Raw genomic sequence first — 26,103 nt, forward strand, 5'->3', positions numbered from 1 at the left:
ATTCTGCGTCGACGGGCGTCTCGTGGTCGACCAGGCCCACCCGCACACCACGGAACTGGGGGTGGCCCTCGCGGGGGCGCCGCCCGGCTCGGTGCGGGCGAAGGTCGCCGCCGCGCTTCGCGACCTCGGCGGCGAGTCGCCGCTGGAGGTGGTGCGGATGCGCGGCGGCACGCGGTGGGAGTCGAACTGGGTGCGCAGCCCGGCCCAGCCGCTGGTGGTGACGTCGACCGTGGACCAGTACGGCAGCCGCCTGCTGTTCCGCGGCTACCACACCTCCCCGCAGCGCGCTCCGATCGACGCCGCCCTGACCGGGCACGACGCTCTGCTCGCCTTGGACGAGGCCCACCTGTCGAAGGCCCTGCTCGCGACCGCTGCCGACACCACGCTCTACCAACAGGCAGCGATGCGGGAGGAGTTGGCGGCACGGGCGCTTCGGGTGGTGAGCCTATCGGCGACCAGCGCCATCAGCCGCCGCCCCCGCCTGGGCATCGGTGAAGCCGACCGCAACCACCCCATCGCTGGCCGGCGAATCGCGGCCGAGCGCCACGTGACGCTGCTGGACGCCAGCAACTGGTCGAAGAAGCCCGCCGAGGCGTTCGCCCTCGCGGCCGAGACTGGCCTGGACGCCCTCCTGCCCCTCCTGCGGCTGCCCGCGGTCGCGGTGATCGCCAACACCATCACCCACGCCCGCGCCGCCCACGAAGCCCTGGCCCGGCGCACCGACGTGGACGTGCTGCTGCTGACCGGCCGCTGCCGTCCCGCGGAGCGCGACCTGCTCGTCACCGGCCCGCTGGCCGAACTCCTCGACGGCATCGATCCGGACCGCGAACGCCTCCTCGTCGTGATCAGCACCCAGACCCTCGAAGTAGGGATCGACTGCACCTTCGGGGCGATGGTCAGCGAATGCGGCGACTGGGCGTCCGCACTGCAGCGCCTCGGACGCCTCGACCGCCGAGGCGAACTCGGCCCCGTGCCCGCGATCCTCGTACGCACCCACCATCCCGAGGACCCCGACCGCATCCCTGTCTACGGCCAGGCCGCCGCTAACACCTGGCAGTGGCTCACCCAGCACGCCCCCACCCACGACACCCAGGACCCTGCCGAGTTGACCCCCCACCTCCTCGACGGCCTGGTCCTTAATCCCGCCACCCTGCCCGGTCTGCTGGACGGCACCGACACCGCACAGCTCACCCGCGCTGGCGAACACATCCCCCCGGTTGAGCAGGTACGCCTGGGCGCCTTCGCCCGCACCAGCCCCATCCCCGTCCCCGACGAGTCCCCCGGCCCCTTCCTCCACGGCCTCGACAGCGGCCAGCCCGAAGTCCAACTCCTGTGGCGCGCCGACCTTCCCACCGACACCACCGACCCCGAAACCCTCGCCGAACACATCCTCACCACCCCGGTCCACACCGCCGAAACCCTCGCCCTGCCCCTCGCCGCGGTGCGCCGCTTCCTCACCCAACCCCGCACAACCCCCGACACCAGCGACCTCGAGGGCACCAACGCCGACACCACACCCGAACCCCGCAACCTACCCACCCGCCTGCGCACCACCGTCCTCCAACGCGAGACCGACGGCACCTGGACCACCCCACGCGCCGTCGACGACCTGAAGCCCGGCGCCACCCTCGTCCTGCCCACCACCGCCGGCGGCCACGACGCCTACGGCTGGACCGCAGGCCCCGACACCCCTGTCCCCGACCTCGGCGACCACCCCACCGACAACACCCGCACCCCGCTACGCCTCGACGCGGCCGTCCTGGCCAGCACCACCGGCAGCGACCCCGAGCAGTTCACCCCGATCATCAAGCAGGCCCACGCCGATCTCACCGCAGACCCCGGCGACCCGGACGCCCCGAGCACGACCGACGCGGTCCGTGCCGCGATCACCAGGCTGCTCGCCGCCCTGCCCACCGACACCGCGCACGACAGCTTCTCCCGGCACACCCCGGCGCTGCGCCAGCGCCTGGAGACCCTGCTGGAGGTTCCCGAGTGGCGTATCGGACGGGCGGCTGTGGTCGGGGTGGTGCTGCTCGACCATGGCGGTCCGAGCCGGATCGTCCTCGTCCCGCCCCGGCTCACCGAGGCCGGCCGCTACCGGATCGCCGTGGACGACGAGGACCCGGACAGCAGCAGTCTCACCCGCACCGTCACCCTCAAGTACCACCACAAGGCCGTCGGCGAACGCGCCCGCGACTTCGCCCGGGGCGTCGGACTGCCCGATGACCTGGTCGACGCCGTCGTGCTCGCGGCGGCCAGTCATGACTGCGGGAAGGACCACCTGCGGTTCCAGTGCATGCTCTGTTCCGGTGACCGCCTGCTCGCCGAGTCCCTGCCCGAACCCCTCGCCAAGTCCGGCATGGATCCCGCGGACCGCACCGCCCGCAGACGCGCCGCCCGCTTGGCCAACTGGTCCAAGGACCTGCGCCACGAAGCGCTCAGTGCCGCCGCGGTCCAGGCATGGCTCGCCACCGGCCCCGCCGCCGCCCGAGGCCTCGACCACGACCTCGTCACCCACCTCGTTGCCGCCCACCACGGCTACGCCCGCCCGATGCTGCCCGCGTTCGCCGACCCCGAGCCGGTCCTCGTCGAGTGCACCATGCCCGACGACACCACCGTCACCGTCTCCAGCACGGTGATCGGCATCGACTGGAATGGCCCGCGCCGCTTCCGCGCGCTTAACCGGCGCTACGGCTTCTGGGGCCTGGCCCTCCTCGAAGCTGTTGTTCGTCTCGCCGACATCGCCTGCTCTGAAGAAGGCAGCTGACCATGCACCAGCTCGAACTCCCCGCACTCCGCTCCGACGACCCGCTCGGATTCCTCGCCGCCCTCGGTGTCCTCGAACTCACCACAGCCGCCCTGCCCACCGAGCCCCTACTCCACTGGAAGGGCCCGGCCGGCGCAGCAGTCCTCACCACCGACCAGCCTCTCACTCTCGACACCCTCACCGAGCTCCTCACCAGCCACCTTCCGCCCATGCCCGCCAAGACATCTCGCGGAACCGGGGAGCCCGCGGACAGCGCCGAGACGGAGGACGGAGAGGATGAGGACGCCAACGCAGCCAGTACGGAGGACGAAGTCTGGGACTCCTTTCCACATGTTCCCGGACTCCTCACCCGACCACGCGAGGACACCACCGCCCCCAACGAAGCCCTGCGCATGCGCGTCGACACCGCGCACCAGACGCTACGCGAACTCGCCCAATACGAACGCGAGACGGGCGACCGCCAAGCCCGCTGGTTCGCCTCCCTGGCCAACGTCATGTGCTTCGAAGACACCACACCCAAGACCGGCAAGAACGATCCGGAGCCCATGAAAGAACCGGGACCCGCCACGGTGCGGCGCACCCCCGTCACCCCGCTGATTGCCGCCGCCGGCCAGATGACCATCACCGGCCTGATGCAGAAAGCCGTCCTCGGCTGCCACAAGGACCCGCGACAGATCCGCTCAGCCCTGGACGGCTGGCGCCGCGTCCCAGACTACGCCTCCGCCAACTTCGACCACCGCTCCCTCGGCGACGCCCACACCAACTCCGAAGGCAAGGCCTACCAACGCGGAGCGCCCGGCCCCACCTGGCTCGCCCTCCACGCCCTCGCCACCTTCCGCCTCACCGCCACCGGCCGCACCCAAGCCGCCACCAGCTGGGACACCACCGACAGCCGCGGCGCCCTACGCTGGCCCGCTTGGACACCACCACTCACCACCACCGACGTGACCGTCCTGCTTGAACACCACGCCGTCCGCGCCGCCGAACCCGACACGAACCGCAATGCCAGAATGCTGACCAACCTCGGCGTCACCGCCCTCTACACCGCACCCCGAACCGGCCTCAAACAATCCAACGGACCCCTCGCCGCCAGCCGCCACCTCTGGCCCTGAACCCCACCCCCGGCCACCCTTCCAACACCCGATCCTTGACAACTCCACAGCGCCAACACAGACAACAATGAGCTTGCTCCGCTTTGACGGACACCGTTGGTGTGGTGGTCAGGCCGCCAGGGCGGTCTCGTATTCGGCGGGACTGCGGTAGTCGAGGCTGCTGTGCAGTCTGCGTATGTTGTACCAGGCTTCGATCCACTCGAAGATCGCGGTCCGTGTTGCGGCCTTGCTGGGCCAGGGGTGGTCGCCGAGTAGTTCCCGTTTGAGGGTGGCGAAGAAGGACTCGGCGAGGGCGTTGTCCCAGCACTGGCCGGTGCGGCCGACCGACAGCTGAACGCGGAACTCGGCTGCCAGGTTAGCGAATTCACGGCTGGTGTATTGGCAGCCGCGATCGGAGTGGAAGATCACCGGACCAGTCGGGCGGCGGGTGTGGCAGGCGGCCCGTAGGGCGTCGGCGACCAGTTCGGTGCGCAGGTGGTCGGCGGTGGCCCAGCCGACGACGCGGCGGGAGGCGATGTCGATGACGGTGGCCAGGTAGAGCCAGCCCTCGTCGGTGGGGATGTAGGTGATGTCGCCGCACCAGCGCGCGTCGAGGGCTGCCGGGTGGGGCTGGAAGTCGCGTAGGACCAGGTCCGGGCGGGTGGCGGCGCGGGGGTCGGGGATCGTGGTGCGCTGGCGCCGTCTTCGGTGCCGGCCTTCGAGGCCGGCCTGGCGCATCAGGCGTGCGATCCTTCGGCGGCCGCAGGCGGTGCCCTGGCGGTGCAGGGCGGCGTGGACGCGCGGGGCGCCGTAGGTGCCGCGGGAGGTCTCATGGACCTTGGTGATTTTCTCGGTGAGCTCCGCGTCGCGCACGGCGCGGGGGCCGGGGGTCTCGGTGCGGCGGGCGTAGAAGGCGGCTCGGGAGACCTGGAGCAGTTTATACGCCCGTTTGACGTTGTGGCCTGCCTGCTTCTCCGCCTCGATGAACGGGTGCACCGTCACCGGGTCTCCGTCGCGAAGAAAGCCGTGGCCCGGCGGAGGATGTCCACGTCCTCGCGCAGGCGGCGGTTCTCCCGCCGCAGCCTCGCCAGTTCCTCGCGCTCGTCGCTGGTCAGGCCGTCGCGATCACCGGCGTCGACCTCGGCCTGTCTCACCCAGTCGCGCACCGCGGTCTCGGTCAGGTCGAAGTCCTTGGCGACCTGGCCGACCGAGCGGTCACCGCGTCGGCACAGCTCGACGATCTAGGTCTTGAAGTCCGGCGTGAACGAGCGGCGAGGGCGTGGCTTCTTCTTCTTCCCCATGCTCTCCATGATGGACATCATCCTTACCGGGGCCGAAGCCCCTGATCAGGGGCGTCCGTCAAAGCGAATCAAGCCCACAATGTCCCGGCCGGACGCGACTTCGGAACCACAAGCACACACGAAAACACTCACCACGTCGAAGCAACAAGTCCGAATTGCCCCAAAGGGAACCCTCGCAGGTGCGGCAACTGACTCGCCGAACCACCGAACCAGCAGCTCATACGCCATCGCTCCGCACCACCTGGTGCGGCACCATCGCAGGCCGAAGTACATGCCGAGGCCGAAGCAGATCGCCCGTTGCTCCGCACCACCCCGGCGCGGCACCATCGCAGCGTTCCGGTGGTGGCGGCGTGGGTGAGAAGTTCGGCGTCGCTCCGCACCACCCTGGTTAGGCACCATCGCAGTACGAGGTTGGGGTTGGAATTCCCGTCACCGCCGGTACCTCTCCGCACGATCCCCGTGCGGCACCATCGCAGCCCCCGCTACGGCCTGGAGGAGGAGCTCGAAGACCAGGTCGCTCCGTACCAGCTCGGGTCTCGGGTACGGCACCATCGCAGGTGCAGCAGGCCCTGTCGGGTGGTTTGGCTGAGTCGGCCGCCGCTTTGCACCATCGTGCTGCGGCACTATCGCAGCTTCATATAGTCCACGCACTCCGGGCAGTCCTCGCGCGGGTCGCTCCGCAGCTCAGCGGTGCTGCTCCATCACAGCTCGACGAACCGCCACGTGTGCCGTTCCTCCTCGGAGAGCGCCTCTGCACGTCACCAGTGCGGCACCATCGCAGTGTGCCGCCGTTGTGGAGATCGACCAGTACATCGATGTCGCCCTGCACCCTCCCGGCGCGGCGTCATCATCAGCGAGGCCGCAGGCACATGGTCACCCGTCGCCCTGCACCGTCCCGGTGCGGCACCATCACAGCCGCGAGCCCTGCGGCCCAACGAGGATCACCGTCCGGGGTCGTTCCGCACCACCCTGGTGCGGCACTATCGCAGCGTTTACGAGGCCCGCCCGTCGCTGGTGGACCTGGAGGTCGCTCCGCACCGCCCCGGTGCGGCACCATCGCAGCCCGTAGACCGGGCCGACCCAGTTGCCAACCGAGTCATTGCTCCGCACCATTTCGGTGCAGCACTATCCCAATCGGGAGCTGGTGTCGGGCGTTGCTTAGGACGACTGCGGTTCCTCCGCGATTCACGGGTGGGGCACCATCGAAGCTGCGACCTCGTCACCGACCGGGTGCTCGCCGAACTGTCGCTCCGCACCTACCAGGTGCGGCACCATTGCAGAGTTTCGACCAGGTCGATGAGTTGGTCAACGTCGTGGTTGCTCCTGTGCCCGACCGTGCGGCATCACCACAACGTCACCGCCCTCTACACCGCGCCCCGAACCGGCCTCAAACAATCCAACGCCCCCTCGCCGCCAGCCGCCACCTCTGGCCCTGAACCTCGACCCCGGCCACCCGACTGACATCCGGTCCTTGACAACTCCACAGCGCCAACTCGCAGAACGAGACCCCGGCCGAACACGAATTCGGAACCACAAGCACACACGGAAACACCCCACCACACCGAAGCAACAAGTCCGAATTGCCCCAAAGGGAACCCTCGCAGGTGCGGCAACTGACTCGCCGAACCGCCGAACCAGCAGCTCATACGCCGTCGCTCCACACCCTTCCGGTGCGGCACCATCGCAGCCACCTGTTCGTCAAGAACGGGTCGGCCGCTCCGGGCAGTCGCCCCACGCCATCCCGGTGCGGCACCATCGAAGCTTCTGACCCTCGACGGCCGCCAGGGATACGGTGTTGTTCCTCCACACCTCCCCGATCCGGCACCATCGCAGCAGTCCTGCCGCGATTCTGAGATCGCGCAGCATTTTGTCGCTCCGCACCGTCCCGGTGCGACACCATCGCAGCTAAGACGCCATGGAAGAACGCGGAGCAGTCCGGAAGGGTCGCTCTACATCGTCCCGATGCGGCACCATCGCAGCTTTGTGGTCGCGGGCTGCAATCCCGGCGTGCATGGGTCGTTCCGCACCTCCCCGGTCTGGCACCATCGCAGCATGGTCAAGAAGACCGGACTCGGTACCGCGCCCGGCGTTTCCCCACACCATTTTGGTGTGGCACCGCCGCAGCGGCGTGCCCCGGGACTACCTCATAGGCCAGTCCACTCCGTCGCTCCGCACCATCCTGGTGCGGCACCATCCCAGCCTCGCGGGCGTCGGCAAGTTCAAAGGCCTGGTTCAGCGGTCGCTTCATATCATCCCGGTGCGGCACCATCGCAGCAGCGCGGCCCTGATGCGCTCCAGCCAAGGGACCGTGTCGCTCCGCACCGTCTCGGTGTGGCACCATCGCAGCGCTTCGCCACCACTCTCGTCTTCCGCTCAGACGCGCCAGTCGCTCCGTACTGCCACCGGTGCGGCACCATTGGTGCATCTCATTGCATGCGACGTTGAGCAGCGGATTGGGGCCCGGCCCCTCTGCGCCTTTCCAGTGCGGCACCATCGCCGCAGGTCCTGCTGTTGCACGCCGGCCACCACCTCGGTGGCTTATCCGCACGCCAGTGCGACATCAGCGCAGTGCGTCGGCCATGATGTGCCAGCACATTGCTTGGGCTGTGACGGTGTCGCATCGTCCTGGTGCGGCAATCATCGCAGTGACCCTGGCGTGGCTCCCTCCGAGGCCGGCTTTCTGGCTCTCCGCACCCCACCGGTGCGGGACCATCGCAGCCACAGGGCGGCGGTGATGAAGTCGCCGGATACCACAGGTCGCTCCGCACCGTCCCGGTGCGGCACCATCTCAGCGCCGGGTACGCCCCGGACGGTCGGTGCTCGCCGAACTGTCGCTCCGCACCGTCACGGTGCGGCACAATCGCAGCGTCATGTACTCGGTGAAGGAGGCGTCCTCTTCGGGCGCGCCCTTCGCACCAGTTCAGTGCGGCACCATCGCAGCCCCATCGCGCTGATGACCGGAACCCGGGTCTCCAACGTCGCTCCGCACCGCCCGGTGCAGCACCATCGCAGCACGTTCAATCGGCCGCGCTTCCAGTCCAGCCGGGAGTATCTCCCGCACCATCTCGGTGAGGCACCATCGAAGTGCTAACGGCGGGACCGTGACAAGCCCGGTCGTGGGCGTCGCTCCGCACGAACAAGTACGGCTCCACCGCAGCGACCGGGTCGTCCACGACCAGAACGACGGGGCGCGTGGCGTCTCCGAGCCTCACCGGTTGGCACCATCGCAGCCCGCCAGGGAACCCGCAGACTCCTGGACGGGAACGTCGCTCCGCAACTTCCGGGTGCGCGCCATCGCAATGTCATGGTTCGGGTGGCCTGGCAAACTAATACGGCGGCCGCTACGCACCATCGCAGCCACACCCTGCGAGGCCTGATCGAGTCGCACGACGTATCGTTCCTCACCGTCCCGGCGCGGCACCATCGCAGCACCAAGACGCCCGGCGTCCGTGGCGCTCGAGTTGAGGCGCTTCCGCACCTCATCGGTGCGGCTCCATCGCGGCCAGCTGGAGTCCAAGTGGGCCGACCACGCCGCCGCGAGCGTCTCCGCACCTCGATGTAGCGGCTCCATCGCAGCGCTTCAGCGCGAGCGTTGTTCGGAGAGAACTGGTTCAACTTCCTCCGCTCTTTGCCGGTGTGGCACCATCGCAGCCCGCCGCCTTCGCCTGCGGGGCAGACGATCCGGTCGCCCCTTTGTCCTATTCGGGCGCGGCACCATCGCAGCGTTTCGAGTCGGGTCAGCCCCACTAGGAGATCCACCCCTCATCCGCACCGTCTCGGTGTGGCACCATCGCAGGCAGCCGCCCGCGTCTGCTGACCAGCGGTGTAGCGGGGTCCTCCGCACCATCTGGGTGTGGCACTATCGCAGCTCGTTGCCCGCGTGGACGATGTCGTGTAGGCCGTAGTTGCTCCGCACCTCACCGGTGCGGCACCATTGCAGAGTTTCGACCAGGTCGATGAGTTGGTCAACGTCGTGGTCGTTGCTGTGCCCGACCGTGCGGCACCACCACAACGCGACCGCCCTCTGCGCCGCGCCCCGAACCGGCCTCAGACAATCCAACGGACCCCTCGCCGCCAGCCGCCACTTCTGGCCCTGAACCCCACCCCCGGGTCACCCCACCAACACCCGGTCCTTGACAACTCCACAGCGCCAACACCTAGAAAGCAGTCCCGGCCGACCACGACTTCGGAACCACAAGCACACACGAGAACACCCCACCGCGCCGAAGCAACAAGTCCGAATTGCCCCGATGGATGCCCCTGGCAGACACAGCAACTGCCCCGCTGAACCACCGAACCAGCAGCTCAACTGCCGTCGCTCTGCACCACGCCGGTGCGGCACCATCGCAGCTCTGTGTCCACGACCGACTGCAAGGCGGTCATCACGTGTCGCTCCGCACCACGCCGGTGCGGCACCATCGCAGCTTCAGGTCGATATCGCCGGGCGCGCCACCCACCACGTCGCTTCACGCCACCATCGCAGCATGACTGTGTTGGCGGCCTCGCGGCCGAGCAGGCCAGTCGCTCCGCACCACCACGGCATGTCGTCCTCGTCGATGTGGCCGGCGTTGGTCCCAGGTCGCTCCGCACCACTTTGGTACGGCACCATCGCAGCGTCCGGCCGCCGGGCGGCAACGTGCGTGCCCTCACCGTCGCTCCGCGCCACCCCGGTGCGGCACCATCGCAGGCTGGACTACATCGCCCGTGCCGGCCGCGCACTCGACCTTCCCCTCCGTAGCCAACTGCCGCGGCACCATCGCAGCCGCCGTGGAACCCGCCCCGTAGGCGACGCACCTTACGTTCTTCCGGGCCTCACCAGTGCGACACCATCGCAGCTTCGCCCTCGGGTTGAGCTCCTCCTCGCCCTGGCCCTGTCGCTCCGCACCACCATGGTGCGGCACCATCGCAGCGCGTCGCCGCAGATGAGCCCGCGCGACAGCGTCAGGTCGCTCCGCACCACCCTCGTGCGGCACCATCGCAGCCCTAGCTCGGGGCTGAATCGCACGTCTTTGGAGCGGTGTCGCTCCGCGCCACCCTGGTGCGGCACCATCGCAGCCCCAGGTCGATGCCCCAGAAGATCAGGTCGGCCGCGGTCCCTCCGCACCGTCCCGGTGCGGCACCATCGCAACTTCTTCGGCGTCGGCGCCCGCCACGACCCGCCCGGCTCCCTCCGCACCGTTCTGGTCCGGCACCATCGCAGCACGTCCCCGAAGTGCTGGTCGCAGACCCGCCGTTGCCGTCGCGCCGCGCCATCCCGGTGCGGCACCATCGCAGCCAGGGCCGTTTGCCGCGCCCTGGGCCCAGGCCACGGTGTGCCTCCGCACCGCTTCCGTGCGGCAGCATCGCAGCGTCCAGATCGTCTCCGCCGAGTGCCGGCCCCACCGGGGTCTCTCCTCACCACCACGGAGCGGCACCATCGCAGCACGTGCATGGGGACGTTGATCTGCCACAGGCCGACGCAGTCGCTCCGCGCCACCACGGTGCGGCACCATCGCAGCGGCCCGCGCGAGACGGACGGCATCGTGCTGGGCCTGGTCGCTCCGCACCATCCCGGTGCGGCACCATCGCAGCCGCAAGCTGAGCGTGGAGATGACCCCGGACGAGCAAGTCACTCTGCGCCACCCCCGGTGCGGCACCATCTCAGCGTCTCCTCCATCAGCTCCAGGTACGCCCGGGCGAGGTCGCTCCGCGGCCATCTGAGTGTCGGAATCCTCGTCTTCGGCATCGCTCCACACCACGGTGCGGCACACCATCGCAGCACCGCCGACGTGGTGTGCGTCCGCGAGGGCGACATGCGTGCCTCCGCACCACCCCTGTGCGGCACCATCGCAGTATCTGGGACCCGTTCAGCGAGCGCGTGGCCCAGCTGTCGCTCCGCACCACCCCGGTGCAGCACCATCTCAGCCACGTTGCCGGGGAGCCGGCGGCCACTACCGCGTTAGTCTCGCCGCACCACCCTGGTGCGACACCATCGCAGCTCGGACTTCGGCGAGTACGTCACCCAACTCCGCAAGGCCCCTCCGTACGGTCCTAGTGCGGCACCATCACAGCGGCAACTCCGCCGGCAAGACCTACGCCAACGCCGAGGCCGCTCCACACCACCTTGGTACGGCACCATCGCAGCATCCAGTGCTGGAACCAGCGAACGGCCAGGACGGCAATGTCCCTCTGCAACTTGTCGGTGCTTCATGGCCGCAGCATCTCCCGCTGGACCACCACGGCTACTTCTTTGGCGGGTCGCTCGGCACCACCCCGGTGCGGCACCATCGCAGCCTGCAACTGCGCGAAGAGCAGGGCCACGCCACCAAGGTGCCGCTCCGCACCCGGAGCGGCACCATTACAGCGCGGACGCCTGCATAGTCCATGCCGGCGGCCCCGCGGGTCGTACCGCACTATCTTGGTACGGCACCATCGCAGCAATTTCGGCACCGGCTGGGCCCAACATGGCATCACCGTTGCGCCATAGCACCGTGATAGGGCGCCATCGCAGCGTTGCGATCAGGCCGTCGTCGTCCTGGCGGTAGCCGGCACCTCTGCACCTCGCCGGTGCGGCACCATCGCAGTTGGCTGCCCGAAGAACGATTGCCGGAGCTGGAACAAGTCGCTCCGCATCATCCCGGTGCGGCACCATCGCAGGGACCAGGTCGGCGGCGCAACCGCCACATTGACCAACGTCGCTCCGCACCGCTCTTGTGCAGCACCATCTCAGCATCAGCTGGAACACGCCCGGGAACAGGCGTCGGATGGGTCGCTACGCACCATCCCCGTGCGGCACCATCGCAGCATCGAGACCATGCGGCACAACGCCTCGCAGATCGCTGTGGCTCCGTACCATCCCGGTATGGCACGGTCGCGGGTCTGTCCAGTGAACGGTGTAACTCGGTTGGGTTGAGTTAACGGCGGCCGGCGGAGAGTCGGCCGTCGAAGGCGATCTCGAAGGCGTTCAACGCAGCCTTCCAGCGGGTCATCCAGCGCTTTCGGCCGTCACCGGTCGGGTCGAGGGACATGATCGCCATGTAGACGCACTTCAACGCGGCCTGCTCGTTCGGGAAATGCCCGCGCGAGCGGACGGCCTTGCGGATCCTGGCGTTGACGGACTCGATCGCGTTCGTGGTGCAGATGACCCGGCGGACCTCGACGTCGAAGCTCAGGAACGGCACGAACTCCGCCCAGGCGTTCTCCCAGAGCCGCACGATCGCGGGATACTTCTTCCCCCAGGCCTCGGTGAACTCCACGAACCGCTCCAGGACGGCGTCCTCGGTCGGAGCCGTGTAGACGGGCTTGAGCGCCTTGGAGATCTTGTCCCAGTCCTGCCGGGCCGCGTAGCGGAACGAGGCCCGGATCAGGTGGACGATGCAGGTCTGGGTGACGGCCTGCGGCCAGACCGCGGCGATGGCGTCCGGCATGCCCTTGAGACCGTCGCAGACGACCATGCACACGTCCGCGACGCCGCGGTTCTTGATCTCGGTCAGGACGTGCAGCCAGTACTTGGCGCCCTCGCCGCCGTCGCCGGCCCACAACCCGAGGATCTCGCGGGTGCCCTCGACCGTGACCGCCAGCGCCACGTAGATGGGCCGGTTGGCGACCTGGCCGTCGCGGAGCTTCACGTGCACGCAGTCGATGAAGACCACCGGATAGACCGGATCGAGCGGCCGGTTCTGCCACTCGGCCATGCCCTCGATCACCTGGTCCGTGATCGTGGAGATGGTCTGCTTGGATACTTCCGCGCCGTAGACCTCGGCCAGGTGCGCGGAGATCTCCCCGTGCGTCAGACCGCGGGCGGACAGCGAGAGCACCATCTCGTCAACTCCGGACAGCCGCCGCTGGCGCTTGCGGACCAGCTGCGGCTCGAACGAGCCTTCCCGGTTGCGGGGGACGTCGATCTCGACCGGGCCGACCTCGGTCAGCACGGTCTTCGACCGGATGCCGTTGCGCGAGTTCCCGCTGCCGGCCCCTGCCGGGTCGTGCTTCTCGTAGCCGAGGTGGTCCGTCATCTCGCCCTCGAGGGCGGACTCCAGGATCTTCTTCGTGAGCTGCTGGAGCAGGCCTCCGGCGCCGGTGAGCTGCAGCCCGCTCGCTCGGGCCCGGTCGACCAGTTGCCCGATCAACTGGTCGTCCAAGGCGTCCGGCTGCAACTCCACCGGCTTCGCTGCCTCGACGGCCGCGGCCGAGACGGTCACTTCCTTCATCAGGTGCTACTTCCTTGATCGGGAGTTACACCGTTCTTTGTACAGACCCACGGTCGCAGCGAGATCGCCGAGTACGACCTGCATGGCTATCCCGAGTTCCACTCCTTTGTATGCGGTTGCCCACCGAAGGTAGCTGAGAGGCCGCAGTGGAAGGGGTATCGATGGGGACGTGCTGGGGACCACGCGTCGTTCACCACTGTCTCTGAGGCGTCTTTCGGTGAACGAACAGCGCGGGCTGTCTACCGTATGACGTGCAGCGATGGCTATCGCCCGGCGACTGGGGGTCAAGGGGTCGCAGGTTCAAATCCTGTCGTCCCGACGTATGTGACCAGCGGGTCTGTCAGAAATGACGGACCCGCTGTTCTCGTTTGAGTGAATGGTGATGGCAGGCCTGTGGTCCCGTGACGCGTGGCCGGCTATGGGGTGTTCGAGAGGACTGGCGACTCGCCGCTGGGGATGGCGGATGGTGGCGAGGCGTCGTCCAGGGCCTGGCGCAGTGCGGTGACCGCATCGCGGGTGGCGTGCGGGAGCAGGTGCCCGTGGATGTTGACCGTGGTCGACAGCGTCGAGTGCTGCAGCGTCTTCGATCCGACGACCAGTGGGACTTCTGAGTCGATCAGGATGCGGGCGGGCGTAGCGGTGCGCCGTCCGATTGGCAGAACACGAGCCCTTCGAAGGAGGCGCTCTCCGGCAGACTTGCCCGCGTGGCCGCAGTACACCGCTCCAGCGAGACGACGACCCGGGCGGACAAGGTGGAGGTGGTTTTTGTTTACGGCGGTGAGATTCCACCACGCCAGCAGCACCTCGACGGCGTCCGCCGACGCAGCATGGCGTTGGAGCTGCCATCACTCCGCCACAACCCGCCACCGCGCGCCGCTGGTCGAATTTCAGCAGCTACCCGCTGGGAGGTCTCACATCAGCGCTTTCGGGGGATAGGCAGGGGCTCATGGCGGTGCCAGATTAGTGAACGATCTTCGCGGTGAAGTTCCGCGGACCCCCATTCCAGGCGGACCACGCCGTCAGTCAGCGAGCAGGCGTAGGCGACGAGAACAAGCTTGGTGTCCGGCGAGAGGCGGGCGAGATCCGCATGAGGCTCGTCCTCATCCGGCAGTTCGATGTCGAGATCCAGCTCTCCCTGACGTGGGTCGGGGCCGTGCCTGCGGATGAGGTCAGCGCGAAGGCCTGACGCGCTGCGGAGTCTGGCAGCAGTCACGGGCACGTCCTTCTTCGCGTACCGGTAGGGGTAGATGACATGGCCGGCGATCACTGCGACGGTCCGCGCCTGGAGCCGCACCAGCTCAACGCCGGGGAGCTGAGAGAGGCCGGCCGATAGCTCCTCGTACTGTGCGGCGTAGAGCCCGTGTCCGTACGCTTCGAGCGTCTGCGTGTGGACGCCTTCGTGGCCGCCTTGGGCGCGTTCGTGGGCCCGGACAAGGCATGCGGGCACGATTGCCGTGACCTCGGCCGCGAGGGAGCCGAAGACCGTACGTGCCCACGGACTGGCGGAGTGTGCGTCCGACATGAGAATCCCCCGATCGATCGTCCTATGACCAACTCAGGGTCTGACAGTCCGCTGAACGACACGGTGGATCAAGGGCGCATCGGGGGATCTCAGGGTGCACGGAGCAGGTAGTGCTGCCTGGTGAGGCGGAGGATCGCCGGGAGGAGTTTGGGACCACCTTGTGTAGGGCGGCGACGCCAGGCCGATTTTCAGTGTGGAGGACTGAGGCTGAGGTCGTGTCGGTGTCCCGGAATACGCTGGGCGGCCATGGACTGGCTGGAGCGGGTGGCGAAGCTGCGGCGGTGGACGAACAACGATGTTCGGGCGCCGCACAAACCGTTGTTGCTGTTGTACGCGCTGGGCAGCTTCCAGCGCGATGCTGATGGTGAACTGAGGTACAGCGCTGTCGAGGCGGAGCTGAAGCGGCTGCTCGAGGAGTACGGGCCGTCCCATCCGACAACCCCTGCGTACCCGTTCCATCATCTGGTCAGTGACGGCGTGTGGGAGGTCAGAACTGATCAAGGGGCCGGGAGCCCTGGAAGCGGGGTGCGGGTCCTCCGCTCCAGCGGCGCGACCGGAAGGCTCGCGCCCGAGTTGCGAACGGCTCTGCGGAGGGAGCCGGCGCTGCTGGGGCGGCTTGCGCGGGTGCTCCTGGACTTCCACTTCCCGTCGTCGCTGCACACCGACCTGTGCGAGGCCGTTGGTCTCGACCTGGACCTGGTCGAGACCGAGGGCGTGACCGGCACCCTGGGCGGAGCAGAGCGGGCGGCGCGACGGCAGCGGGACAAGCGGATGCGTGAACTCGTCCTGACCGCCTACGAGTTCCAGTGTGCCTTCTGTGGTTACGACGGGATGCTGGGAGCGAGCACGGTGGGCCTGGAAGCAGCTCACGTGCGCTGGTGGTCCTACGACGGGCCGGATGAGGTCGACAACGGTCTGTGCCTGTGCTCCCTGCACCACAAGCTCTTCGACAAGGGCGTCCTGGGCCTGGGCGCGGGGCACCGCATACTCGTCTCGCAGCGCTTCGTCGGACGCAGCGAGGCCAGCAGGCAGCATGTGCTCGCGTTGGCCGGGCGGCCGGTCATCGGCCCGCAGGCAGGGATTCCATCGGTCGCCGGGCGACACCGGGAGTGGCACGCCGAACAGGTCTTCCGCGGTACGCCCCGAGCGGCTCTGGGTCCGGCTCCTGTCAGCTGAGAGCGGGCCGTCCGATCGCCGACCCATCAGCGGTGGTCATGTGCCGTCCGACTCCAGCCTGCACGGCTGTCCCCGACCGTGCAGACTGGTTCGTCCCGATTGCCTCACGTGTGATCAGTGAGTGGCAATCGGCCGCGGTCGTGCGCTGCTTCGATCCGGCCCGTCTGCTGCCCGGTGACCAGGTCCCGCAACTTGGCGCGGGTCTCCGGGTCCGTCGAGTACACGACTGTGCCGATCATTCCTCGCGTCAGCAGCACCTTGTAGGTGTTGCGGATCAGGCGGTCGATGTCGGCGTCGGTGGTGGACTTGCGGAAGACGGGGTCCTTCGACGCCGTCCGGTCGGTGATCCACCGGTCGGTCCGCCAGACGAGGTCCGGCCCGAGGATGACGCCGCTCCAGTCGTACTCGAAGCCCTGGGCCGTGTACACGCAGCCGACCTGGCCGAAGCCGGCCGGGTCGGTGGCCCAGAGTGCGGCGGGAGGGGCGCCGGCGATCGAGCGGTCGCCGTAGACGTTCCACGGCCGGGCCCAGTCACCGATGTGCACGTCGAGGGGGAGCGGGTCTCCGGGAGCGACCTTCGTGGTCCACTTCCAGCAGTATCCGGCCGACATGCGGGCGCCGTATCCCTCCGCGCGCCGGGCGTCGAGGAAGGCCTCCAGCTCCTGGGGGCTGTCGGCCACCTCCAGGGCGACCTTGCCGTCGGGCTCCCAATCGACGGGGCCGCCGGGTTCGAGGTCCAGGAGGCGTACCACCCAGTGCAGGTAGGCGTCGCTGCCGCCGCAGCGGAACTGGCTGTCCAGTTCGACCACCTGGCAGTCCAGGCCCTTCACGGCGGCGGCGGCCCGGATCTGGGCCACGGTGCCCATCTCGCCCGGCCGGACGACCTGGTGCTCGTCCAGCAGGAACACGGGCACTCGGGCGGCGTCGATCAGCTCCTCGATCTGGGGCTTGCCGGTGCGCTGGGCGGCCCGCGTGTAGCGGTTCGCCGACGTCTCCCGGATCCGGTGGGCCTCGTCGCAGATCAGCACGTCCAGCCCGTTGCGCTCGGCGGTCATGAAGCTGTTGAAGTACTTGAACAGGTCTTGGACCGCACGCTTCCGTGCGCCGGCGACCCGACGCATCGTGGTGGTGAACGAGCTGGACCCGGTCGCGTGCAGAGCCGTGACGCCACGCCGGTACAGATCGCCGAGGAGGGACAGCGCGATGACGCTCTTCCCGGTGCCGGGGCCGCCCGTGATGACGACGACCTCCTTGTGGTCGGACTGCTGCGCCCGACGGACCGCGCGCAGAACTAGCTCGTAGGCGACCTTCTGCTCGTCCAGCAGGACGAACTGCTCGCGCTCGCGGACCTCTTCGGCGGCGACCGCCATCAGCTGCTTGGACGGGGACACCTTGCCCGCAAGCAACTGGTCCGCCGCCTCCGCGCCGGAGGCCGGCTTCAGCTTCGAGCGGAGGTACTGCACGAACTCCCCGCGGCGCTCGGCGGTGAAGAGCCGGCCGCGCTCGTCCTGCGGCACCTCGTAGAGGCCCTGGACGCCGAACTCCGTCGCATTGTGGAGGAAGGCCACGCCGGACAGCTGCTCGGGATGAGCGGCGAGTGCGCCATTGAAGGAGACGAGGTAGTCGCAGTAGCCGCGGACCTGCTCGATCGGGTTCAGCACCGGTCGGGTGTACGCGTCGACCCGGCAGAGCAGCGGCTCGCCGTCCTCCGGAAGCGCGCTGCTCCACTGCTTGAGCTCGACCACCACGTACGACGGTGCGCCCGTGCCCGGGTGGACGCCGGCGAGTATGACGTCCGCGCGCTTGCTGTTGAGCGGAAGCGAGTACTCGAGGAGCACCTCCACCATGCCGAGCCCGGCGTCCAGCAGAGCATTGGTCAGGACCGGGATGCTCCGTTCCCACGAACGCACCTCGGACGGGCTGGGCTTGTGGCCGTGCTTGTGGACGAACTGGTCGATGAGGCGCACGAACAGTGATCCGGCCAGGCTCTCGGCGGCGACCGCGGACGCGGAGTCGCGGAACAGCAAGGAATGCTCCCAGGCAGCACGAAGTGACTCGTGCGGGTGGGGGCATGTCCCTGGAGGGAAGCCCGGCGGGCCGCGCTGATGACAGGGCCAAACCTACAACGGAGAGCCTGAGCTCGTACCCGAACACCTGAGCCTTCGCCAACGCGGGTTCAAATCGTGTCATCCCGCGTTGCTTTCGCAGGGCGTAGGCCGTTCTGCTGTGTGTGGGAACGGCCTTTTTGATGCGCCGTGAGCTGGCGGGTTTGTGTTGGCCTCTCGGCTGGCCGGCCGGGGGTTGATGGTCGGCGGAGGGGACGGCTGCCGAGCCCGCTTGGCGCGGGGGGTGGGGGTTGGCGGGCCCGGGGTGGGGTGAGGGAGGGGGCGGTTAGGACCGGCCGTTGTCGGCGGTGATGCGGGGGTGGCCGAATCGGCGTCGGTGTGGCTGATAAGCAGCGCGAGCGCAGCAGTGAGGGTGGAGACCACGAGGGCGATGCGCACGGAGAGCGACTGCAGGGGGGTGATCCTGGTCTGGGTGATCTGGTGAAATGCGGACTGAGCTGTTCCGGTCGCCTTCTCTCGTGATCGGCTTGCCGTGCCCCTGGCGGCCGGGGGAGGGGCTCTGGCCTGCGGTATATGCGCCTGTCGTAAACACGAAGCCATGGTCCGCGACTTCCACCGCGTCATCGGCGTCGAGGCCCGGCGCCAGATCCTGGAGCGCACCCGGCGCCTGCCCGCGCCGTCGCGGCCTGCGTCGGCGGTGGCTCCAACGCCATCGGCCTCTTCCACGCCTTCGTCCCGGACGCCGGCGTGCGCCTGGTCGGCTTCGAGCCCGCCGGACACGGCGTCGAGACCGGCGAGCACGCGGCCACCGTGACCGCCGGCGAGCCCGGCGTCCTGCACGGCTCCCGCTCCTACGTCCTCCAGGACGAGGAGGGCCAGATCACCGAGCCGTACTCGATCTCGGCCGGCCTGGACTACCACGGCATCGGCCCCGAGCACTCCTACCTCAAGGACAGCGGCTGCGGCGAGTACCGCGCCGTCACGGACGATGCCGCGATGCAGGCCCTGCGCCTGCTCTCCCGCACCGAGGGCATCATCCCGGCCATCGAGAGCGCCCACGCGCTGGCCGGCGCCCTCGACCTGGGCAGGGAACTGGGGCCGGACGGCCTCATCGTGGTCAACCTGTCCGGGCGCGGTGACAAGGACATGGACACGGCCGCGCGCTACTTCGGCCTGTACGAGGGCACCGCAGAGGAGAAGACCAAGTGAGCACCGAGCACACCGAGCGCACCGAGCACACCGGGAACCTGGAGCCGCTGAGCGCCACCCTCGCGAAGGCCCGCGCCGAGGACCGGGCGGCCCTGGTCGCCTACCTCCCGGCTGGCTTCCCGACCGTGGACGGCGCCATCGACGCGGTCAAGGCCGTCCTGGCGGGCGGCGCCGACGTCGTCGAGGCCGGCCTGCCGCACAGCGACCCCGTCCTGGACGGCGCGGTCATCCAGACTGCCGACGACATCGCCCTGCGCGGCGGCGTGAAGATCGCCGACGTGCTGCGCACCGTGCGCGAGGCGTACGAGGCGACCGGCGCGCCGGTCCTGGTCATGACCTACTGGAACCCCGTCGACCGCTACGGCGTCGAGCGCTTCACCACCGAACTGGCGGCGGCGGGCGGCGCGGGCTGCATCCTGCCCGACCTGCCGGTCCAGGAGTCCGCGCTGCGGCGCGAGCACGCGGCCAGGCACAACCTGGCGACCGTCTTCGTCGTCGCCCCCAGCAGCCGGGACGCCCGCCTGGCCACCATCACGGCCGCCGGCTGCGGATTCCTCTACGCGGCCTCGCTCATGGGCGTCATCGGCACCCCGCACGTCGGTCGGCGACCAGGCCCAGGATCTCGTCCGCCGCACCCGCACCACGACCGACCTGCCCGCCTGCGTCGGCCTCGGCGTCTCCACCGCCGAACAGGCCCGCGAGGTCGCCGGCTTCGCCGACGGCGTGATCGTCGGCTCGGCCTTCGTCAAGCTCCTCCTCGACGCCCCGGACCTCCCGGCCGGCCTGACCGCCGTCCAGTCCCTGGCCGCCGCCCTCGCCGCAGGCGTGCGGCGAGCCTGACGGAGGGTCTCCGGCGGAGCGGGCGGTACGACGCGCGGCCGGGGGCTGCCGGGATCCGGTGCCGGGCGCGGTTACGCTCGGCAGCGGTGAGTGCGGTGAGCCGCCGCACCCCGGATCGATGGCAGGAGGCCACGTCGTGTCCCGCGTGCGAGTCCACAACTTCTCGATCTCCCTCGACGGCTACGGCACCGGGGAGGGCCAGAGCCTCGACCAGCCGTTCGGCCACGCCGGGACGCGGCTCCACCAGTGGTTCTTCGGGACCCGGACGTTCCGCGAGATGCAAGGGGCCGAGGGCGGCAGCACGGGCGTCGACGACGCCGTGGCGCGCGCGTGGGGTGAGGGCATCGGGGCGGAGATCATGGGACGCCGCAAGTTCGGCCCCCAGCAGGGGCCTTGGGAGGACCACGACTGGACCGGCTGGTGGGGCGCCAACCCGCCGTTCCACACCCCGGTGTTCGTCCTCACCCACCACCCGCGCCCGTCCGTCGAGATGGACGGCGGAACCACCTTCCACTTCGTCGACGGCACCCCGCACGAGGTGCTCCACCGGGCGCGCGAGGCCGCGGGCGGCCTGGACGTGCGGATCGGCGGCGGCCCGAGCACCGTCCGCGCCTTCCTCGCCGCGGACCTGGTCGACCACCTCCACGTCGTGGTCGTCCCCATCGTCCTCGGCCGCGGCGAGCGCCTGTGGGACGGCCTGGAGGGCCTGGAGGAGCGCTTCCAGGTGGAGTCGGTCACGACCCCGAGCGGCGTCACGCACGTGACGTTCACGCGGCCGTAGGGGCGACGGCCGGCCCGGATTCAATTCGGCCGGGGGAGCGCGCGTGCCCGGTACGGTGGGGGGCTGACGTGGTCAACGGGCTTGCGGGGCAAGGGGCGTGTGGAGGGTGTCGGCGTGGTGAGTGGGACGGGGCCTGCGGAACTGCTCGGGGAGTACCGGGCGCGGGGAGCGGCCGAGGCGGCGGACGTCGAGCGGGCGCGCGGGCTCCTCGGGAGCGGCGTGGACGCGTGGGACCGCGGGACGCCGCTGCACTTCACGGCGTCCGCGCTGATCGTGCACCCGGAGAGCGGGCGGGTGCTACTGCGGTGGCACGTGCGGCAGCAGGCGTGGCTGCACGTCGGCGGGCACGGCGATCCCGGCGAGACGGAGGCCCTGGCGGTCGGGCTGCGGGAGGGGCTGGAGGAGACCGGGCTGACGGACCTCGCGCCCTGGCCCGACGCGGCGCTCGTGCACGTCGCCGTGGTGCCGGTGCCCGCCTCGACCCGCGAGCCGGCGCACGAGCACGCGGACCTGCGCTTCCTGCTGGCCACCGCGACGCCCGAGGCCGTACGGCCGGAGAACCCGCAGTCGCCGCTGGAGTGGCTCACGGTGGCGCAGGCCCGGGAGCGGACCACGGAGGCGAACTTCCGGGAGACGATCGACCGCGCCGGGCGGCTGCTGGGGGCCTGAGCGCGGTGCCGGGCGGCCGGGAAAATCGGGTGGCGGGCGGAAGCGGAACGGGTAGCGTCGGGCGTCCTGCCGTACACGTGAGGTGGATCAGTGGAGCAGATGCTCAAGGGCCAGACGCTCGTCTTCGACGCCGACGACACACTGTGGGAGAACAACGTTCTCTTCGAGCGCGTCATCGACGGCTTCATCGACTGGGTGGCCGCTCCCGGGGACGAGGCGCGGACGAGGGCCCTGCTCGACGGTATCGAGGCGCGGAACGTGGCGGCGCACGGCTACGGCTCCGAGGTGTTCCGGCTGAGCCTGCGCGAGTGCCTCCAGGAGGTCCGCGGCCGGGTGGCGACGGATGAGGACGACGCCCGGATCACCGAGCTGCTACGGCCGTTGACGGACCGTCGGGTCGAGCTGATCGAAGGCGTGGCCGAGACGCTCGCCGCCCTCGCCCCGCGCCACGAGCTGCTGCTGCTCACCAAGGGAGCGGTGGAGGAACAGCAGTGGAAGGTGGACGCCTCCGGCGTCGCCCACCACTTCCGGAGCGTCCACATCGTGCCGGAGAAGGACGAGGACACCTACCGGCGGCTCACCGTCGAGCTCGGCCTGGACGCCGGCCGCACCTGGATGATCGGCAACTCGCCCAAGTCGGACATCCTGCCCGCCGTCCGTGCCGGACTGAAGGCCGTCTTCATCCCGCACGAGCACACCTGGGTCATGGAGCACGAGGAGCTGCGACCCGAGGACGCGACGCTGCGACTGGCGCGCTTCGGCGAGCTGCTGCGGCACTTCTGACGTGAGGTGAAGACATCGGGGACGGCCGCCCTCCCACACCAGGGGGGCCGTCCCCTTTCGCATGCCCGCGGAGCGCCCGGTAGTGGGGTGGGGGCGGTCGGATAGGGGTTCATCGCTGTGTCGGGGCGGTCGGCTCCCCGGATTCAATGCTGCGCGTGATGGCGCGGAACAGATACGAGGGGAGGGGCAGTTGAGGACAGCGGCCGAGGAGTGGATGCACCGGTTCCACCCGGCCGACGGCGCCGCCGCCAGGGGCGCCGCCCCACGAGGGCCGACCGCCGACCGGGGCCTGTCGCCGCCGGCGCGCGGAACCGCCGGGCTACAGTCGGCCGCATGCGCCTCAGCACCGTGATCCTCCCCGTCCACCGGTGGGGCGAGGGACAGAAGCTCTGGCGGCGGGCCGAAGAGCTCGGCTTCCACGCCGCCTACACCTACGACCACCTGTCGTGGCAGTCGTTCCGCGACGAACCCTGGTTCGGCGCGCTGCCCACCCTGACGGCGGCGGCCACCGCGACCGAACGCATCCGCCTCGGGACCCTCGTCACCAACCCCAACTTCCGCCACCCGGTCACCCTGGCCAAGGAATTGATCACGCTCGACGACGTCTCGGGCGGACGCCTCACCGTCGGCATCGGCGCCGGCGGGACGGGCTTCGACGCGCAGGTGCTCGGGCACGAGGAGTGGTCCCCGAAGGAACGGGCCGACCGCTTCGGCGAGTTCGTGCCCCTCCTGGACGCGCTGCTGCGCCGGGACGCGACCACGCGGGACGGCCGCTACTACGCGGCCGTCGAGGCCCGGAACATCCCCGGCTGCGTCCAGCGCCCGCGCGTGCCCTTCTGCGTGGCCGCGACCGGCCCGCGCGGGCTGCGGCTCGCCGCCCGGTACGGCCAGGGCTGGGTCACCTGCGGGGACCCGGCCGACCCGGACGTCCCGGCGGAGCGGGCCCCGGGCGTCGTCGCCGCACAGCTCGCGAAGCTCACCGCCGCGTGCGAGGCCGAGGGGCGGGACGCGGCCTCGCTCGACCGGCTGCTCCTCCAGGGCTTCACCGGCGAGCGGCCGCTCGACTCACTCGACGCCTTCGTCCAATGGGCAGGAACGTACCGGGAGTTGGGGATCACCGAGCTGGTCGTGCACTGGCCGATCCCGGACTCGTGCTTCGCCGCCGACCTCGCCGTGTTCGAGCGCATCGCCACCGAGGGCCTGGCCCAGCTGGGGTGAGCGCTTTCGGGGGCGGCCGACGGCGGAAGCCACCTGGGGTGGCCAGGTGGCTTCCGGGGGGTGGGGCTGCGGGCTGGGGGCTGCGGGCGGGGGCTGGGGCTCAGGCGAAGTAGGTGCTGGTGGGGTCGTTGAAGCCTTGGCCGATGATCAGGCTGTTGCCGAAGGGGGCGGTGGTGAAGCCGTTGTCGTTGTGCCAGGCGCGGAGTGTGCCGTCGGGGTCGTTCTGGGGGTTGTTTGCGGGCTGGTCGTAGATGAGGTCGGTGCGTCCGTCGCCGTCGAGGTCGGCGAGGTGGATGCGGGTGGGGTCGGTGAAGCCTTGGCCGATGATGACGGAGTTGCCGAAGGGCATGGTGTTCATGCCGCTGTCGTTGTGCCAGGCGCGCAGGGTGCCGTCGGGGTCGTTCTGGGGGTTGTTTGCGGGCTGGTCGTAGATGAGGTCGGCGCGTCCGTCGCCGTCGAGGTCGGCGAGGTGGACGCGGGCGGGGTCGGTGAAGCCCTGGCCGATGATCACGCTGTCGCCGAAGGGCATGGTGGTGAAGCCGCTGTCGTTGTGCCAGGCGCGGAGTGTGCCGTCGGGGTCGTTCTGGGGGTTGTTTGCGGGCTGGTCGTAGATGAGGTCGGCGCGTCCGTCGCCGTCGAGGTCGGCGAACTTGACGCGGGTGGGGTCCATGAAGCCCTGGCCGATGATGACGGAGTTGCCGAAGGGCATGGTGTTCACGCCGCCGTCGTTGTGCCAGGCGCGCAGGGTGCCCTCGGGGTCGTTCTGGGGGTTGCCTGCGGGCTGGACGTAGATGAGGTCGGTGCGTCCGTCGCCGTCGAGGTCGGCGAACTTGACGCGGGTGGGGTCGGTGAAGCCCTGCCCGATGACGGCCGAGGTGTCGAACGGCATCTGGGCGAACCCGGCCGCGTTGTGCCAGGCCGTGAGCGTCCCGTCCGCCGAGTCGCTCACCACCGACGCCCGGCCGTCACCCGCCAGCGAGGCCGGCAGGCGGCTGTTGGTCAGACCGACCGGGCTGACGAAGACGGTGGGCTGGGTGTGCCAGTCGTGCCAGTCCTCGAATTTGACCCAGCTGGTTTCGAGGTTGTTGCTGCCCTCGTTGCCGCCGATGGTCTGGATCATGTTGCCGTCCGCAGAGACTCCGATGACGATCTGCACGTGCGAGATGGTCGCCGTCTTGTGGACGGCGGCGTCGCCCACGTGCGGGGTGTTCGAGGTGGTGTTGTTGCGGGTCCCGTAGTCCTTGAAGCTCTGCACGGAACTGCCGAGGCCGCTCAGGTTCTCCACGCCGGCGTCGCGCCAGATCTTGAGGGCGAAATCGGCGCACCACTCCTCGGACGGGAAGCCCAAGTCCGTGCGGTGCTGCCCGATGTGTGCTCGGGCCTGGGTGACGATGGCGGAGCCGGGCGTGCCGGCCTCGGCCGGTGACACGGTGGCGGTGAACAGGGCTCCGGCGACGGCGACGGCGGCGAGTGCGGCGGCGAGGCGGCGGGAAACGGCGGTCATTTTCCGGGTGTCCTTTCGGAATTCGTCCAGGGCGGTGCGACCGGGCGGCACGGAAGAGCCGGTCCGGGCGGTTTCGGGCACGGTGGAGCGATATTTGGTCGGACTTTCGAAATGCGACGGAAAGAAGGGGAGTTCAGAGAATCCAGGGCGCCGGAATGTCGCCGGCGACGCGCCAGCCGTGCAGCGCGGGGGATTCGGCGAGAATGCGCGCACACATCGCGTGCGTCGCGGTGCGGGCGGCGGCGGCGTTCTCGGCGCTCACGAAGGCCGCGACGTCGAACCGGTGTGCGGTGCCGCGCACCCGCAGGTGCTCCAGGCCGTCGCAGGGCCGGGCGTGCCGCCGGATGAGGGCGGCGAGGGCGGTGTCGGTCAGGTGCGGGCGCGTCGGGTGCGGCGGGCCCGGTGGGGTGAAGTGGTCGGTGTCAGCGGTCCGGCCGGTCGCCACCAGTCGGACCGTGACCAGGTACAACGGGCTCAGCCCTGCGGTGCGGCCGGCGCCTGCGGTGTGGTCGGGGTGCCGGCGGGCGTGTCCGCCGGGGTCGGGTCGGGGGTGGCGGCCGGGGTCGGGTCCGGGTCGGCTGCCGGGGTCGGCGCGCCGGACGGCAGCGGCTTGGAGCAGCCTCCGACGCAGCCCCACTCCGCCCCGCCGACGGGCGCCCCGGCGTCGGTGTGGATGCGGACCTCCGCCGGCGCCCGGCCGGTCGTCCCGTCCGTCGCGCCGCCCGCGACCGCGCTCGCCGCGGTACCGGCGATGGCGACAGCGGCGGCAACGGCGAATCCCGCGATGACGGTCCTCAGCTTCGACATGACTATTCCCCTCATGAACGGTCGGCGGATTCCGGGGAATTCCACCGTGGCTGGTGTGAGCGCCTGATCGATCCGGAATTCCCGCTTCCCGCGTTCCGTCCCGGTCGCCCGCTCCGACGGGAATTACTCTGCCTGCCCGCCCGACTGCTGTCACGGTCGGCGGCGGTTCAGCAAGCGGCC

The 26,103-nt window shown here is 69.8% G+C and carries 16 protein-coding genes and 2 pseudogenes; 10 read left to right on the top strand and 8 right to left on the bottom strand.

Translation table 11 applies throughout. The features are described 5' to 3' along the window. Together ACFV4F_RS04575 and ACFV4F_RS04580 are read left to right on the top strand one after the other, a co-directional pair. Positions 1-2,767 (top strand): CRISPR-associated endonuclease Cas3'' (locus ACFV4F_RS04575; RefSeq protein WP_380500412.1); only part of this gene is annotated, 2,767 nt, incomplete at its 5' end. A 2-nt stretch (positions 2,768-2,769) separates the two neighbouring features. Continuing rightward, entirely contained in the window at positions 2,770-3,879 is a 1,110-nt protein-coding gene (locus ACFV4F_RS04580) for a hypothetical protein (protein WP_380500413.1), read from the top strand. Positions 3,880-3,987: 108 nt separating this feature from the next. Here the strand turns inward: ACFV4F_RS04580 and ACFV4F_RS04585 are convergent, their stop codons facing one another. Together ACFV4F_RS04585 and ACFV4F_RS04590 are read right to left on the bottom strand one after the other, a co-directional pair. Next, positions 3,988-4,860: an IS3 family transposase gene (locus tag ACFV4F_RS04585; RefSeq protein WP_380500414.1), complete on the bottom strand. Its 873-nt coding sequence runs from the start codon at positions 4,858-4,860 to the stop codon at positions 3,988-3,990. Continuing rightward, a complete protein-coding gene (locus ACFV4F_RS04590; protein ID WP_380500499.1) occupies positions 4,857-5,099 on the bottom strand; it encodes a transposase in 243 nt (80 codons plus the stop codon). Before ACFV4F_RS04590 ends, ACFV4F_RS04585 begins: the two co-directional genes overlap by 4 nt. A 6,093-nt stretch (positions 5,100-11,192) precedes the next feature. Between ACFV4F_RS04590 and ACFV4F_RS04595 the strand changes: the two genes are divergently transcribed. Beyond that, entirely contained in the window at positions 11,193-11,519 is a 327-nt protein-coding gene (locus ACFV4F_RS04595) for a hypothetical protein (RefSeq protein ID WP_380500415.1), read from the top strand. Positions 11,520-12,052: 533 nt separating this feature from the next. On the opposite strand, the gene ACFV4F_RS04600 is transcribed toward ACFV4F_RS04595, so the two are convergent. Both ACFV4F_RS04600 and ACFV4F_RS04605 read right to left on the bottom strand, forming a co-directional pair. Further along, positions 12,053-13,339 (bottom strand): IS256 family transposase, encoded by a 1,287-nt coding sequence (locus ACFV4F_RS04600; RefSeq protein ID WP_380500500.1) that lies wholly within the window; start codon positions 13,337-13,339, stop codon positions 12,053-12,055. A 925-nt stretch (positions 13,340-14,264) separates the two neighbouring features. Further along, a complete protein-coding gene (locus tag ACFV4F_RS04605; RefSeq protein WP_380500416.1) occupies positions 14,265-14,870 on the bottom strand; it encodes a hypothetical protein in 606 nt (201 codons plus the stop codon). A 246-nt stretch (positions 14,871-15,116) separates the two neighbouring features. On the opposite strand from ACFV4F_RS04605, the gene ACFV4F_RS04610 reads away from it, so the two are divergent. Next, positions 15,117-16,046, top strand: coding sequence for a phosphorothioated DNA-binding restriction endonuclease (locus tag ACFV4F_RS04610; protein WP_380500417.1), 930 nt, complete (start codon positions 15,117-15,119; stop codon positions 16,044-16,046). Between the two features lie 104 nt (positions 16,047-16,150). Here ACFV4F_RS04610 and ACFV4F_RS04615 read toward each other — a convergent pair whose 3' ends face one another. Continuing rightward, complete coding sequence (locus ACFV4F_RS04615) at positions 16,151-18,073, bottom strand: DNA/RNA helicase domain-containing protein (RefSeq protein WP_380500418.1); 1,923 nt, start codon at positions 18,071-18,073, stop codon at positions 16,151-16,153. A 634-nt stretch (positions 18,074-18,707) separates the two neighbouring features. Between ACFV4F_RS04615 and ACFV4F_RS04620 the strand changes: the two are divergent. From ACFV4F_RS04620 to ACFV4F_RS04645, 6 genes and pseudogenes are all read left to right on the top strand, one after another. After that, positions 18,708-19,321 (top strand): annotated as a pseudogene (locus ACFV4F_RS04620) (pyridoxal-phosphate dependent enzyme); the annotation flags it as partial. Continuing rightward, positions 19,318-20,161 (top strand): annotated as a pseudogene (gene trpA, locus ACFV4F_RS04625) (tryptophan synthase subunit alpha). The pseudogenes ACFV4F_RS04620 and trpA, both read left to right, overlap by 4 nt. Before the next feature lie 136 nt (positions 20,162-20,297). Further along, positions 20,298-20,942, top strand: coding sequence for a dihydrofolate reductase family protein (locus ACFV4F_RS04630; protein ID WP_380446280.1), 645 nt, complete (start codon positions 20,298-20,300; stop codon positions 20,940-20,942). Positions 20,943-21,056: 114 nt separating this feature from the next. Continuing rightward, on the top strand, positions 21,057-21,611 hold the full coding sequence (locus tag ACFV4F_RS04635; protein WP_380500419.1) for an NUDIX domain-containing protein: 555 nt from the start codon (positions 21,057-21,059) through the stop codon (positions 21,609-21,611). Positions 21,612-21,710: 99 nt separating this feature from the next. Then, positions 21,711-22,394, top strand: coding sequence for an HAD family hydrolase (locus tag ACFV4F_RS04640; RefSeq protein WP_380500501.1), 684 nt, complete (start codon positions 21,711-21,713; stop codon positions 22,392-22,394). A 333-nt stretch (positions 22,395-22,727) separates the two neighbouring features. Then, the gene (locus ACFV4F_RS04645) at positions 22,728-23,612 is read left to right on the top strand and encodes an LLM class flavin-dependent oxidoreductase (protein WP_380500420.1); all 885 of its coding nucleotides are present in this window, start codon (positions 22,728-22,730) and stop codon (positions 23,610-23,612) included. 100 nt (positions 23,613-23,712) lie between these two features. Here ACFV4F_RS04645 and ACFV4F_RS04650 read toward each other — a convergent pair whose 3' ends face one another. From ACFV4F_RS04650 to ACFV4F_RS04660, 3 genes are all read right to left on the bottom strand, one after another. After that, complete coding sequence (locus ACFV4F_RS04650; RefSeq protein ID WP_380500421.1) at positions 23,713-25,116, bottom strand: CHAP domain-containing protein; 1,404 nt, start codon at positions 25,114-25,116, stop codon at positions 23,713-23,715. A 133-nt stretch (positions 25,117-25,249) separates the two neighbouring features. Continuing rightward, a complete protein-coding gene (locus tag ACFV4F_RS04655; protein WP_380500422.1) occupies positions 25,250-25,561 on the bottom strand; it encodes a hypothetical protein in 312 nt (103 codons plus the stop codon). A gap of 29 nt (positions 25,562-25,590) precedes the next feature. Further along, positions 25,591-25,923, bottom strand: a complete 333-nt coding sequence (locus ACFV4F_RS04660) for a hypothetical protein (protein WP_380500423.1) — start codon at positions 25,921-25,923, stop codon at positions 25,591-25,593. Between the last annotated feature and the right edge of the window lie 180 nt (positions 25,924-26,103).

It is taken from the genome of Kitasatospora sp. NPDC059722 (assembly GCF_042733235.1).
GTDB lineage: Bacteria > Actinomycetota > Actinomycetes > Streptomycetales > Streptomycetaceae > Kitasatospora.

Excerpts from the sequence above, each read along its gene's own strand:
- ACFV4F_RS04580 (WP_380500413.1), top strand. The coding sequence starts at position 2,770 with ATGCACCAGCTCGAACTCCCCGCACTCCGCTCCGACGACCCGCTCGGA.
- ACFV4F_RS04605 (WP_380500416.1), bottom strand. The coding sequence starts at position 14,870 with ATGTCGGACGCACACTCCGCCAGTCCGTGGGCACGTACGGTCTTCGGC.
- ACFV4F_RS04610 (WP_380500417.1), top strand. The coding sequence starts at position 15,117 with ATGGACTGGCTGGAGCGGGTGGCGAAGCTGCGGCGGTGGACGAACAAC.
- ACFV4F_RS04640 (WP_380500501.1), top strand. The coding sequence starts at position 21,711 with ATGCTCAAGGGCCAGACGCTCGTCTTCGACGCCGACGACACACTGTGG.
- ACFV4F_RS04645 (WP_380500420.1), top strand. The coding sequence starts at position 22,728 with ATGCGCCTCAGCACCGTGATCCTCCCCGTCCACCGGTGGGGCGAGGGA.
- ACFV4F_RS04650 (WP_380500421.1), bottom strand. The coding sequence starts at position 25,116 with ATGACCGCCGTTTCCCGCCGCCTCGCCGCCGCACTCGCCGCCGTCGCC.
- ACFV4F_RS04660 (WP_380500423.1), bottom strand. The coding sequence starts at position 25,923 with ATGTCGAAGCTGAGGACCGTCATCGCGGGATTCGCCGTTGCCGCCGCT.